The following is a 12,749-nucleotide window of genomic DNA, read 5'->3' on the forward strand; positions in this document are numbered from 1 at the left end:
TCGCCGTTGATGCCGACGTCGATGACCTCCTTCACGCGCGGGTCCTTGAGCAGGTCGGCCTTGATGGCGTCCTTGTAGGACAGCCCGGCCTCGTCGGCGGCCACGACGACACGCCACTGCGGGGTCTCGGTCACGGTGATCTCCTCGGTGTCTCGTGCGGTCAGAGGTTGTCGGCGATGGTGCGGGTCACCAGCGCCAGGGAGATCGCGCCGGCGTCCGGGTGCCCCAGGGACCGCTCGGCCAGCGGCCGGGCCCGCCCGATCTGCGGGCGCAGGTCCTTGGTGGCCTCCGCGGCGGCCGTGGAGGCCTGCGCGGCGGCCGCCCAGGCGGTCTTCAGGTCGTCGCCGGCCGCCACGCGCTCGGCGAGCGCCTCGGCGAACGGCACCTGCGCGTCCAGCATGGTCTTGTTGCCCACCCGCGCCCCGGCCAGGCGCTGCACGGCCTCCACCGACGCGCCGGCACCGGCGGCGACCTGCTCGGCGGTGGGCGCGCCCGCATCACCGAGCTGGTCGGCGAACGCGTGCAGCAGCACCCCCCAGATCACCCCGGAGGTGCCCCCGGCGCGATCGGCCCACGCCCCACCGGCCGCGGCCAGCGTCGAGGCGGCGCCCGCCCCGGCGTCGGCGGCGGCGCGGGCGGCCTGCGCGGCGGCCACCGAGCCGTTGACCATGCCGGTGCCGTGGTCGCCGTCACCGGCGATGGCGTCGATGCGGCCCAGCTCGGCCTCGGCGTCCTCGAGGACGTCGCGCACGGCCTCGATGAGCGCGGCCACCTTCTGGCCGGCCTGCTGCGCGGCCTCGGGGGTGCCGGAGTAGTCGGCCACCTCCTCCTCGGGCGCCTGGAACACCGGGGCGGGGGTGGTCTCGATGACCGGGCCCACCGACAGCGCCGGGCACTGGGCCGGAGCCGTCCACAGCGTCTCCAGCTCCTCGTCCAGCCAGGTGACCGTCAGCGAGGCGCCGGCCATGTCCAGGGAGGTGACCAGCTCTCCGACCTGGGGGGCGACGATCTCGTAGCCGGCCGCCCGCAGCCGCGCCGCGATCGGCGCGTAGAGCAGGAACAGCTCCTCGTACTTGGTGGAGCCCAGGCCGTTGACGAGCACGGTGATCCGGCCGGTGTCGGGGGCGCCGGCGGGCTTGGCGCCCAGGACCCGCTGCACCAGCAGCTCGGCGATCTCCTCGGGGGAGCCGATGGGCTCCTCGGAGATGCCCGGCTCGCCGTGGATGCCCAGACCGACGCCCATGTGCCCGGGCGTGACCGTGAACAGCGGCTCGCTCTCGCCGGGCAGGGTGCACCCGGCGAAGGCGATGCCCATCGAGCGGGTCAGGTCGTTGGCGCGGCGCGCGGCGCGCACGACGCCGTCGAAGTCGTAGCCGGCCTCGGCGGCCGCGCCGGCGATCTTGAACGCCACGACGTCGCCGGCGATGCCGCGGCGCTGGCCGTTGGCCCCCTGGCCCTCGGAGGCGACGTCGTCGGTGACCACGATGAGCTCGGCCGGGATGCCTTCGGCGCGCAGCCGCTCGGCGGCCAGGCCGAAGTTGAGGATGTCACCGGCGTAGTTGCCGAAGCCCAGGACCACCCCGCCGCCGCGGTTCGCGGCCTTGGCCACGTCGTAGACCCAGCGGGTGGAGGGCGAGGCGAACACGTTGCCGCACACGGCGGCGTCGGCCAGGCCTGGGCCGACGTAGCCGGCGAAGGCGGGGTAGTGCCCGGAGCCGCCGCCGGCGATCACGGCGACCTTGCCCTCGGGGGTGGCGGTGGAGCGGATCACGCCGTGCGGCACCGGCTGCACGTACTGCGAGTACAGGTCCACGAACCCTGCCATGGCGTCGTCGACGAACGAGGCCGGGTCACCGAAGATCTTCGTCATGTCGAACGGTCTCCTTCGATCGCTCAGAGGGTGCGGAACGGCGCCCAGGGCGTCTGCTTGGGCAGGACGCGGCGGATGTACTCGCGGTTGGTGGCGCCGACGCTGATGCTGTCGCCGCCGTAGTGCTCCACGCAGAACGTGCCCCGGAAGCCGGACTCGATCGCGATGCCGATCGCCTTGCGGTAGTTGATGGTGCCGAACTCCAGCGGCGCGGGGTGCGTGCGCACCGAGCCGGTGCTCGGCTCCTCGTCGCGGTAGTAGTTCTTCAGGTGCCAGTAGTTGGTGTGCGGCAGCATCTTCGCCGCGATCTCCTCCCACGGCTCCACGGGCCGGTGCAGGCGCCAGATGTTGCCGAAGTCGGGGTTGAGGCCGACGTTGTCGTAGCCCACCTCGTGGATGAACTGCACGGCGGAGTCGGCGGTGCCGAGGTAGGTGTCCTCGTACATCTCCAGCGCGATCTGCACACCCACCTCCTGGGCGTGCTTCGCGAGCTCCTGGATCTTCTTCACGGCCGTGCGGCGCGCCTCGTCGGAGAAGTCGTCGGAGTAGCCGGGCTCCAGCCAGAACCACAGGGCCTTCGCCTGCGCGGGGGTGAAGCCGCGCATGAAGCCGAAGTTCACCAGCGGGATGCCGATGGCGGCGCACGCGTCGATGGCGCGGTGCGAGTAGGCGAGGTTCTCGTCGGCCTTCTCGTGGTCCATGACGCTGCGGCGCGAGGTGGAGAACGCCGGGATGCTCAGGCCGGCGGCGCGCACGGTGCGGGCGAACTCCTGCAGCCGCTCCGGCGACAGGTCCGCGATGCGGATCCAGGTGTCGGTCGGGTCGATGCTGGTGTAGCCGGCGTCGACCATGACGTCGAGGGTCGCGGCCCAGCCCTCGGCGGGCTGGTCCTGCACCGACGTGCCGTCGGGCAGCACACCGGGGTGCGGCATCATCGGCACGGTGATCGGCCAGTTCTCCCGCGTCAGGACCTCGGGGTAGCCGTCGAAGACGGTCGTGCGCTGGGTGGGCTGTGCGGCGTCGTCGCTCACGTCTCGCTCCATCGGGACCCGGGGTCCCAGATTCTATAGAAAATCAGGACGGGGAGCAGACTGCCTCACCGCGCCCGAGCTGTCAACGCCCGGCACCCCGTCCGGGTGCCCGCGGCGGCGGCCCCCGCCGGGGGTCAGTCCGTGGTGGCCCTGGCCAGCACCCCCTCCAGGTGCGCGCGCATCGCCGCGGCCGCCGCGACCGGGTCGCGCACCTCGAAGGCGCGCACGATCGCCTCGTGCTCGGCCACGCTCTCCGCGGAGTCCGGCACGTGCTGCTCGACCTGGTGCAGGCGCTGCACGAACCCGCGGAAGGAGTCCAGCGTGCGCACGATGAAGGGGTTGCCCGTGCCCTCGGCGACGAGCTCGTGGAAGGCCCAGTCGGCGGCCAGGTAGTCCTTGAACCCGCTGTAGCCCGGCCCCGTGGGGGCGTGCCGCTGCCGCTCGACCGCCGCGTGCAGCCGGGCGACGAACGCGTCGTCGGCGCGGGTGCAGGCCCGCTCGGCGTTGCCCGGTTCCACCAGCAGGCGCACGTCGACGAGCTGGGCCAGTTCGCGCGCCGACAGCAGCGGCGCCGCCCGGTAGCCGCGCCGGGCGCTGCGCACCACCAGGCCGGTGCCCTCCAGGCGCGCCAGCGCCTCGCGCACCGGGGTGGCCGAGACGCCCAGCCGGTCGGCGAGGCCCTGCGTGCGCAGCGCCGAGCCGGGTTCGACCCCGCGGCTCATGAGCAGTTCCAGCAGCGCGTCGTGGACGGCGTCGGTCACCCCGCGGTGCCCCTCGCCCGTCCACTCGCCCGCGCCGGCCGGGCGTGCCGGTGCGGCGGCGGGTGGTGGGGTTCCCATGGCACGCGGACGTTACCGTCCGCACCGGGTCCGTCCCGCGCACCGGGCGGGCGGCGTCTAGCGTGGCGGGCGTGAGCGCACAGGGGAACGCGACGGACGGTGGCCGGGCGAGCGGGGAGGGGGCGGGCCTGTCCGCGCAGGCGCGGCAGGTGGCCCAGGACGAGGTCGTCGACCTCGCCCGCGACCTCATCCGCATCGACACCTCCAACCCGGGTGACGGTTCCGGACCCGGCGAGCGGGCCGCGGCCGAGCACGTCGCGGCCCTGCTGCACGAGGTGGGCCTGCAGCCGGAGTACGTCGAGGGTTTCCCCGGTCGCGGCAACGTCGTCCTGCGCATCCCCGGCGACGAGCGCGGCACCGCCGAGCGCGGTGCGCTGCTGCTGCACGGGCACCTGGACGTCGTCCCCGCCCGCGCCGCGGACTGGAGCGTCGACCCCTTCGCCGGCGAGATCGCCGACGGCTGCCTGTGGGGCCGCGGCGCCGTGGACATGAAGGACATGGACGCGATGCTGCTGGCCGTCGTGCGCGACCTGGCCCGCACCGGCCAGCGCCCGCCGCGCGACCTGGTCGTGGCCTTCCTCGCGGACGAGGAGGCCGCCGGGGTGCAGGGCGCGGAGTGGCTCGTGCACCACCGCCCCGACCTCTTCGAGGGGGTGACCGAGGCCGTCAGCGAGGTCGGCGGTTTCTCCGTCGACCTGGACGGCAGGCGCGCGTACCTGCTGCAGACCGCGGAGAAGGGCCTGGCGTGGCTGCGGCTGGTGGCGCACGGGCGCGCCGGGCACGGTTCGCAGGTCGGCACCGACAACGCCGTCACCCGGCTGTGCGCCGCCGTGGCCCGCATCGGCGCGCACCAGTGGCCGATCGAGTACACCGCCACCGTGCGCCAGTTCCTGCAGGGGGTCTCGGAGATCACCGGGGTGACCTTCGACGAGGACGACCCCTCGGCGCTGCTGGCGACGCTGGGCACCACCGCCCGGTGGGTGGGCGCCACCCTGCAGAACACCGCCAACCCGACCGTGCTGGAGGCCGGGTACAAGCACAACGTCATCCCCGGCACCGCCACGGCGCTGGTGGACTGCCGCTACCTTCCCGGCCGGCAGGAGGAACTGCTGGCCACGATCCGCGAACTGGCCGGTGAGCGCATCGACGTCGAGACCGTCAACGAGTCCGTGGCGCTGGAGACGGACTTCGCCGTGCCCCTGGTGGACCGCATGCGCTCCGCGCTGGAGGCGGAGGACCCCGGGGCCGCCGTGCTGCCGTACTGCCTGGCCGGTGGCACCGACAACAAGTCGTTCTCGCACCTGGGGGTGCGCGGGTACGGTTTCGCGCCGCTGCGCCTGCCGGCCGGCATGGACTTCGCCGGCATGTTCCACGGGGTGGACGAGCGCGTCCCGCTGGACGCGCTGCGCTTCGGCGTGCGGGTGCTGCAGCGGTTCGTCGCCACCTGCTGAGCGGGTCCGCCCGCTCCGGCGCGCATGGATCGGCGCGCACGGGGCAGGAGTGCGGCCAGAGCCGCCGCGCCGCGGCGCGCCGCGACCCGGAGGTCCGCAGTGAGCACTCCCGACACGTCCCGCCCGTTCGCCGTCGTGACCGGCGCCTCCACGGGCATCGGGCTGGAGCTGGCCAAGCAGTTCGTCGCCGGCGGCTACGACGTGCTCGTCGCCGCCGAGGACGAGCGCATCACCGCCGTGCCGGAGCAGCTGGCCGAGGTGGAGGACGCCGCCCGCGTCGAGGCGGTCCGCGTGGACCTGTCCACCGCCGCCGGTGTGGAACAGCTCTGGGCGGCGGCCACCGCGGGCGGGCGGGACGTGGACGCGGTGGCGATCCACGCGGGGGTGGGCGTGGGCGGCGAGTTCGTCGAGACCGACCTCGAGGCCGAGCTGCACCTGATCGACCTCAACGTCGTCTCGTTCGTGCACCTGGCCAAGCTGGCCGCCCGCGCGATGGTGCGGCGCGGTGAGGGCCGGATCCTGTTCACCTCCTCCCTGGCCGCGCGCGTGCCGGCTCCCTACCAGGCCGTCTACGGCGCCTCCAAGGCCTTCGTGCAGTCCCTGGCGCAGTCGCTGCGCCAGGAGCTGCAGCAGGCGGGGGTCGGCGTGACCGCGTTCCTGCCCGGCCCCACCGACACGGAGTTCTTCGAGCGCGCCGGCATGGAGGACACGAAGATGGCGCAGACGTCCGCCAAGGACGACCCGGCCACCGTCGCCCGGCAGGCGTTCAAGGCGCTGAGCAAGGACCGCGACCACGTGGTCACGGGGTCGCTGGGCACCAAGCTGCAGGGTGCCACCGCCAACCTGCTGCCGAACGCCCCGCTGGCCAAGGGGCAGGGCAAGCTCGCCGAACCCGGCTCGGCGGACTGACGGCACCGCGGCGGCGGCCGGCGGGAGCGGCCCCGTGCACGGTCCGTCGCAACCCGACAACTGTCGGTAGTACTTGTGCAGCAGTGCGGGTGAACACCGCGCCCCGCACCCCGGGCACTGGCACACTGCCCACCTCGGCCCCCTCGCGGGGCGGGCCGGGACCAGGACGTGGAGCGCCGGGGGAACCGGGATCGCGCGCAGGAGCGCGGCACCGGGCGGCGCCGGGGGGAGGAGTGGATCCAGTGAGCGCACCGACACTCGTGCGTCAGGAGGCGGGCACGGGTGCCGGCCTGCCCGTCGTGGTCGCCGGCGCCGGATCGCGGGGTCTGGCGGCCGCCGAGGCCCTGCTGGACGCCGGCGTCGACGTGGTCGTCGTCGAGGCCGCCGACACCGTCGGCGGCCTGGCCCGGTCGGTGGAGCTGTGGGGCCTGCCGCACTCGCTGAGCTCACCGGGGTGCGCGGTGGACGCCGCGCCGCAGGTCGTCGCCCAGTGGCTGGACCTCAGCGGCGGGCACGTGGAGCGCACCCGCGCCCGGCACGCGCTCGCCCCGCGGGGACACCGGCCGCGGGCGCCGCGCCGCGGCCCCGAGGTCCTCAGCCCCGTGGCCGGCACCGGCGCGCTGTGGGCCGAGCTGGCCCGCCGGTTGCGGGCCCGCGGTGCGCTCGTGCTCACCGGGGCCACCGCCACCGGCCTGCACGCGCAGGACGGCCGGGTGGCCGCCGTGCGCGTCCGGGACGCCACCGGCGAGCACCTCCTCGCCTGCCGCGGCGTCGTCGACGCGCTGCCCACCCACCGGCGCCTGCTCCCGCCGGGCGCCGTGGCCGTGGCCAGCAGCCGCGACGCCCACCTGGTGCACCTGCTCGTGGACGCCCCCGACGGCGCCGTCGTCGGCCCCCGCGCCCACGACGTCACCGCAGCCGACCCCGGGCCCCGCGTGCGCCGCCTGACGTCCGCGCGAGCGTGGCGCCCCCGCACCCTGGCCGCGGCCCACGGCGCGGTCCTGCGCGCCGAGCTGTCCGCCCCGGGCGACGAGCTGACCGCGATGGACGACGCCGCCCTGCGGCGCCTGGTCCTGGCCGAGCTGCCCGCCCTCGGCGTGCCCGGGCCGGTGCGCGTCCTGGACGACGCGGTCGTGCGCCTGCCCGCCAGCCTGCCGCTGACGGCCGAGGAGGCCGGTGGTGCCCCGCTCCCCGGCCTGGTCCGCGTGGAGGACGGCCCCGTGGCCGGTGCCGGCGACGGGCTGCCCGCCGCCCGCGCCGCGGTGCAGCGGCTCGCGGTCCCCGTGCGCTGAGGGCGCGGCGGTCCCGGGGAGCACCGGCCCGGGCCGCTGCGTCGGTGCCCCGGCTTAGCCTCTACGCGTGCCCGACCCCGCCACCTACCGCCCCAAGCCCGGGGAGGTCCCCGACGAGCCCGGCGTCTACCGCTTCCGCGACCCGGCGGGGCGCGTCGTCTACGTCGGCAAGGCCAAGAACCTGCGCCAGCGCCTGGCGAACTACTTCCAGGAGCCCTCGGCGCTGCACCCGCGCACCCTGGCGATGGTCACCACGGCCGCCGGCGTGGAGTGGACGGTGGTCTCCACCGAGGTCGAGGCGCTGCAGCTGGAGTACTCCTGGATCAAGGAGTTCGACCCGCGCTTCAACGTCAAGTACCGCGACGACAAGTCCTACCCGTACCTGGCGGTGACCATGGGCGAGGAGGTGCCGCGCGTGCAGGTCATGCGCGGCGCCAAGCGCAAGGGGACCCGCTACTTCGGGCCCTACACGCACGCCTGGGCCATCCGCGAGACCGTCGACCTGCTGCTGCGGGTCTTCCCCGTGCGCACCTGCTCCTCGGGGGTGTTCAAGCGCGCCGCCGCCTCCGGGCGCCCCTGCCTGCTGGGCTACATCGACAAGTGCTCCGCACCGTGCGTGGGGCGCATCTCCACCGAGGACCACCGCGCCCTGGCCGCGGACCTGTGCGACTTCGTGGCCGGCAACACCGCCAGGTTCGTGCGCCGCACCGAGCAGGAGATGCGCGCCGCCGCCGCCGAGCTGGACTTCGAGCGCGCCGCCCGCCTGCGCGACGACCTCGGCGCCCTGCAGAAGGCGCTGGAGAAGTCCGCGGTCGTCCTGCCCGACGCCACCGACGCGGACGTGTTCGCCGTCGCCGACGACGAGCTCGAGGCCGCCGTGCAGGTCTTCCACGTGCGCGGCGGGCGGGTGCGCGGCCAGCGCGGCTGGGTGGTGGAGAAGGTCGAGGACGTCGGGCCCGCCGAGCTCGTCGAGCAGCTGTTGCTGCAGGTGTACGGCGGCGAGTCCGGCGAGGCCGTGCCCCGCGAGGTGCTGGTGCCGCACCTGCCGGCCACCGGCGAGGCCGAGGTGGAGGACTGGCTCGGCGAGCTGCGCGGCTCCCGCGTCGACCTGCGCGTGCCGCAGCGCGGCGACAAGCGCGCCCTGATGGAGACGGTGCAGCGCAACGCGACCCAGGCGCTGGCCCTGCACAAGACGCGCCGCGCGGGGGACCTCACCACCCGCAGCCAGGCGCTGCAGGAGCTGCAGGAGGCCCTCGGCCTGGACGAGGCGCCGCTGCGCATCGAGTGCTTCGACGTCTCGCACACCCAGGAGACCAACGTCGTCGCCTCCATGGTCGTCTTCGAGGACGGCCTGCCCAGGAAGTCCGACTACCGCCGTTTCGCCGTGCGCGGCGACGAGGGCGGCCTGGACGACACCCGCGCCATGCGCGAGGTCCTCACCCGCCGGTTCAAGCGCTCGCGCGCCGAGCGCGACGACGGTGCGGCCCCGGTCGCCGGCCTGGCCGAGGTGGAGGCCGAGACCCCGGGGGGGACCGGGGCCGCGGCGGAGGGCGGGCTCGTGGTGGAGCTGGACGGCGCCACCGGCGATCAGGCGCCCGGGGTCGACCCCGACACCGGGCGCCCCCGGCGCTTCGCCTACGCGCCCAACCTCGTCGTGGTCGACGGCGGCCGCCCCCAGGTCGAGGCCGCCGCGCGGGCGCTCGCCGACGCCGGCGTCGTCGACGTGGCCCTGTGCGGGCTGGCCAAGCGGCTGGAGGAGGTCTGGCTGCCGGGGGAGGAGCACCCCCTGGTCCTGCCGCGCACCAGCCAGGGCCTGTTCCTGCTGCAGCGGGTGCGCGACGAGGCCCACCGCTTCGCCATCACCTACCACCGCTCCAAGCGCAGCCGGGCCATGACCACCAGCGCCCTGGACGGCGTGCCCGGCCTCGGCGCGGCGCGCCGCGCCGCGCTGCTGAAGCACTTCGGCTCCGTCAAGAAGCTGCGCGCCGCCACCGCCGAGGAGGTCGCCGAGGTGCCCGGCGTGGGCCCGCGCACCGCGCTGGCCGTGGTGGCGGCCCTCGCCGGCGCGCCGGCCCCCGAGCCGGCGGTCGACACCGCGACGGGCGAGCTGCTGGAGTGAGCGGCGCGGGGCGCCGGGCGGGTCTCGTCCAGCGGTGAGGGGAACGCCACGTCACCTCACGGCTGCGGAGCGTGCCGTCCTCGTCGCGCGCGACACGCCCGGGGTGACAGGATGGCACCCGTGGAACCACCGGCAGACGCCCGCCCCGAGGCTCCCCAGGGCTCTGCGCCCGCGGGGTCCGACGCCGTTGCCGCGCAACCGGACCCGGCGCAGGAGGCCCGCCCGCGCCGGCCCGAGCTGCTCATCATCACCGGCATGTCCGGTGCGGGCCGCTCGACCGCCGGCAAGGCGCTGGAAGACCTCGGCTGGTACGTCGTGGACAACCTCCCGCCGCAGATGCTCGAACCGCTGGCCGAGCTGGCCGCCCGCGCCGGGCTGTCCGTGCCGCGCATCGCCGTGGTCGTCGACGTCCGCGGCGGCAGCTTCTTCGCCGAGCTGACCGGCACGCTCGCCGCCCTGGACACCCGCCACGTCTCCCCGCGGGTGCTCTTCCTCGACGCCACCGACGAGGCCCTCGTGCGCCGCTTCGAGTCCGTGCGCCGCCCGCACCCCCTGCAGGGCGACGACCGCATCGTCGACGGCATCGCCCGCGAGCGCGCCCTCACCGGCGACCTGCGCTCGCGCGCCGACGTCGTGGTGGACTCCTCCTCCTTCAACGTCCACCAGCTCGGCGCCCTCGTGGCGTCCCTGTTCGAGGCCGAGGGCACCGACGACCTGCGCGTGACCGTCATGAGCTTCGGCTTCAAGTACGGCACCCCCGCCGACGCCGAGCACATCGCCGACCTGCGCTTCCTGCCCAACCCGCACTGGGAGCCGGAGCTGCGCCCGCTCACCGGCCAGGACGCCCCCGTCTCGGCGTACGTGCTGGCCGCCGAGGGCGCCCGCCCCTTCCTCGACCGCTACGTCGAGGCGCTGGAGCCGGTGCTGACCGGCTACCGCCGCGAGAACAAGCGCTACGCGACCATCGCGTTCGGCTGCACCGGCGGCAAGCACCGCTCCGTGGCGATGGCCGAGGAGCTCGGCACCCGCCTGCGCCGCGCCGGCGTGGGCGTGCGCGTCCTGCACCGGGACCTGGGGCGCGAGTGAGCCTGCCCACCGGCCCCGTCCCGATCACCGGTGCCCTGCCCGCGCGCACCGCGCCCGCCGCGCCGACGGGGGCGCCGGCCGTCGTCGCGCTGGGGGGCGGCCACGGGCTGTACGCCTCCCTGTCGGCCCTGCGCCACCTCACCGACCGCCTGACCGCCGTGGTCACCGTCGCCGACGACGGCGGTTCCTCCGGCAGGCTGCGCCGCGAGCTGGGCGTGCTGCCGCCCGGGGACCTGCGGATGGCCCTGTCCGCCCTGTGCGACGACTCCGAGTGGGGCCGCACCTGGCGCGACGTGCTGCAGCACCGCTTCGACTCCGCCGGCGGCCTGCACCAGCACGCCACCGGCAACCTGCTCATCGCCACCTTGTGGGAGCTGCTCGGCGACGAGGTCAGCGGCCTGGACTGGGTCGCCCGGCTGCTCGGTGCGCGCGGGCGCGTGCTGCCGATGGCCGCGGTCCCGCTGGACATCGAGGCCGACGTGCTCGGGCTGGTGCCCGGCGACGACACGGCCGTCACGCCCGTGCGCGGCCAGGTCGCCGTGGCCTCCACCACCGGCCGCGTCAGCGGGGTGCGGCTGGTGCCCCCGGACCCGCCGGTGCCCGCGGAGGTGGTCCACGCCGTGCGCGCGGCGGACTGGGTGGTCCTGGGGCCGGGGTCCTGGTTCACCAGCGTCCTGCCGCACCTCATGGTGCCCGCGCTGGCGCAGGCGCTGTGCGAGACGAGCGCCCGGGTGTGCGTGACGCTGAACCTGGCCGCCCAGCCGGGGGAGACCGACGGCTTCAGCGCCGAGGCGCACCTGGAGGTGCTGGCGGCCCACGCCCCCGGGCTGCGGGTGGACGCCGTGGTCGCCGACCCGGTGGCCGTGGGCGACCCGTCGGAGCTCGCCGCCGCGGCGGCCGGGCTGGGGGCCGAGCTCGTGCTGCGCCCCGTCTCCACCGGCGACGGCACCGCGCGGCACGACGCGCTGCGGCTGGCGGCGGCCTACCGGGACGTCTTCGCCGGCCCGGTGGTCCCCGGCCCGGGCGCGGGGGTGGCACCGTGGGGTCGGTCGTGAGCGCGCCGGCGGGCGCGGGCGGGGACACGCAGGAGGCGGCGCGGTGCGCGCCGCCGCGGGACGCGAGGTCCGAGGAGGACTGGGCATGGCGATGACGGCGGCGGTCAAGGACGAGCTGAGCCGGCTGCCGGTGACGACGACCGCGGCGCGCAAGGCCGAGGTGTCGGTGATGCTGCGCTTCGCCGGTGGGCTGCACATCGTCTCCGGGCGCATCGTCATCGAGGCGGAGCTGGACTCCGCCTCGATCGCGCGGCGGCTGCGCCGCGACATCGCCGACGTCTTCGGCCACCCCAGTGACCTGCTCGTCGTGCAGGCCTCCGGCCTGCGCCGCGCCACCCGGTACGTGCTGCGCGTGGCGCGCGAGGGGGAGTCCCTGGCGCGCCAGACCGGCCTGCTGGACACCCGCGGCCGGCCGGTGCGGGGCCTGCCCTCGCACATCGTGTCCTCCTCGGCGCAGATCGCCGAGGCCGCCTGGCGCGGGGCGTTCCTGGCGCGCGGCTCGCTCACCGAGCCCGGCCGCTCCGCCGCCCTGGAGGTCACCTGTCCCGGCCCCGAGGCGGCGCTGGCCCTGGTGGGCGCGGCCCGGCGGCTGGAGCTGTCGGCCAAGGCCCGCGAGGTGCGCGGCGTGGACCGGGTCGTGCTGCGCGACGGCGACGCCATCAGCGCGCTGCTGACCCGGCTGGGCGCGCACGACGCGATGATGACGTGGGAGGAGCGGCGGATGCGCCGCGAGGTGCGCGCCACCGCCAACCGCCTGGCCAACTTCGACGACGCCAACCTGCGCCGCTCGGCGCGCGCCGCCGTCGCCGCCGGCGCGCGCGTGGAGCGGGCCCTGGAACTGCTGGGCGACGACGTGCCGGAGCACCTGCTGCAGGCCGGGCGCCTGCGCCTGGAGCACAAGCAGGCCAGCCTGGAGGAGCTGGGGCAGCTGGCCGACCCGCCGATGACGAAGGACGCCATCGCCGGGCGCATCCGCCGGCTGCTGGGGATGGCCGACAAGCGGGCCGGCGAGCTGGGGGTCCCGGGCACCGACTCGGGCCTGTCCGCGGACATGCTCGACGCCTGAGCGCCGCGCGGCGCCGGGCCGCCGACGCACC

At 75.8% G+C, this 12,749-nt stretch carries 10 protein-coding genes; 7 read left to right on the top strand and 3 right to left on the bottom strand.

Features of this window, described 5'->3' with window-relative positions:
* Window positions 1–160 precede the first annotated feature (160 nt).
* The 3 genes from ACRYM0_RS00005 to ACRYM0_RS00015 all read right to left on the bottom strand — a co-directional run bounded on the left by ACRYM0_RS00005 (window position 161) and on the right by ACRYM0_RS00015 (window position 3,740).
* Window positions 161–1,870, bottom strand: a complete 1,710-nt coding sequence (locus tag ACRYM0_RS00005) for a dihydroxyacetone kinase family protein (RefSeq protein WP_432500847.1) — start codon at window positions 1,868–1,870, stop codon at window positions 161–163.
* A gap of 23 nt (window positions 1,871–1,893) precedes the next feature.
* On the bottom strand, window positions 1,894–2,805 hold the full coding sequence (locus ACRYM0_RS00010; protein WP_432501170.1) for a sugar phosphate isomerase/epimerase family protein: 912 nt from the start codon (window positions 2,803–2,805) through the stop codon (window positions 1,894–1,896).
* Between the two features lie 230 nt (window positions 2,806–3,035).
* Window positions 3,036–3,740 (bottom strand): GntR family transcriptional regulator, encoded by a 705-nt coding sequence (locus ACRYM0_RS00015; protein WP_432500850.1) that lies wholly within the window; start codon window positions 3,738–3,740, stop codon window positions 3,036–3,038.
* A 128-nt stretch (window positions 3,741–3,868) separates the two neighbouring features.
* Here ACRYM0_RS00015 and ACRYM0_RS00020 point away from each other — a divergent pair, with 128 nt between their 5' ends.
* From ACRYM0_RS00020 to whiA, 7 genes are all read left to right on the top strand, one after another.
* Window positions 3,869–5,191, top strand: a complete 1,323-nt coding sequence (locus ACRYM0_RS00020) for a M20/M25/M40 family metallo-hydrolase (RefSeq protein WP_432501172.1) — start codon at window positions 3,869–3,871, stop codon at window positions 5,189–5,191.
* Window positions 5,192–5,290: 99 nt separating this feature from the next.
* Window positions 5,291–6,100, top strand: a complete 810-nt coding sequence (locus ACRYM0_RS00025) for an SDR family NAD(P)-dependent oxidoreductase (protein ID WP_432500851.1) — start codon at window positions 5,291–5,293, stop codon at window positions 6,098–6,100.
* Window positions 6,101–6,342: 242 nt separating this feature from the next.
* Window positions 6,343–7,392, top strand: coding sequence for an FAD-dependent oxidoreductase (locus ACRYM0_RS00030; protein WP_432500853.1), 1,050 nt, complete (start codon window positions 6,343–6,345; stop codon window positions 7,390–7,392).
* Window positions 7,393–7,459: 67 nt separating this feature from the next.
* Window positions 7,460–9,511, top strand: a complete 2,052-nt coding sequence (uvrC, locus tag ACRYM0_RS00035; RefSeq protein ID WP_432500855.1) for an excinuclease ABC subunit UvrC — start codon at window positions 7,460–7,462, stop codon at window positions 9,509–9,511.
* Window positions 9,512–9,622: 111 nt separating this feature from the next.
* Window positions 9,623–10,597 (top strand): RNase adapter RapZ, encoded by a 975-nt coding sequence (gene rapZ / locus ACRYM0_RS00040; RefSeq protein WP_432500858.1) that lies wholly within the window; start codon window positions 9,623–9,625, stop codon window positions 10,595–10,597.
* Window positions 10,594–11,652 (top strand): gluconeogenesis factor YvcK family protein, encoded by a 1,059-nt coding sequence (locus ACRYM0_RS00045; RefSeq protein WP_432500861.1) that lies wholly within the window; start codon window positions 10,594–10,596, stop codon window positions 11,650–11,652. Before rapZ ends, ACRYM0_RS00045 begins: the two co-directional genes overlap by 4 nt.
* A gap of 85 nt (window positions 11,653–11,737) precedes the next feature.
* The gene (gene whiA, locus ACRYM0_RS00050; protein WP_432500863.1) at window positions 11,738–12,718 is read left to right on the top strand and encodes a DNA-binding protein WhiA; all 981 of its coding nucleotides are present in this window, start codon (window positions 11,738–11,740) and stop codon (window positions 12,716–12,718) included.
* The last annotated feature ends 31 nt before the right edge of the window (window positions 12,719–12,749 follow it).

Origin of the sequence: Kineococcus arenarius subsp. arenarius (genome assembly GCF_050871845.1) — a bacterium.
In the GTDB taxonomy this organism is placed as follows: Bacteria; Actinomycetota; Actinomycetes; order Actinomycetales; family Kineococcaceae; genus Kineococcus.

What these genes read in the sequence shown, in the direction of transcription:
- ACRYM0_RS00005 (WP_432500847.1), bottom strand. Translation starts at nt 1,870, where the DNA reads ATGACGAAGATCTTCGGTGACCCGGCCTCGTTCGTCGACGACGCCATG.
- ACRYM0_RS00010 (WP_432501170.1), bottom strand. Translation starts at nt 2,805, where the DNA reads ATGATGCCGCACCCCGGTGTGCTGCCCGACGGCACGTCGGTGCAGGAC.
- ACRYM0_RS00015 (WP_432500850.1), bottom strand. Translation starts at nt 3,740, where the DNA reads ATGGGAACCCCACCACCCGCCGCCGCACCGGCACGCCCGGCCGGCGCG.
- rapZ (WP_432500858.1), top strand. Translation starts at nt 9,623, where the DNA reads ATGGCACCCGTGGAACCACCGGCAGACGCCCGCCCCGAGGCTCCCCAG.
- whiA (WP_432500863.1), top strand. Translation starts at nt 11,738, where the DNA reads ATGGCGATGACGGCGGCGGTCAAGGACGAGCTGAGCCGGCTGCCGGTG.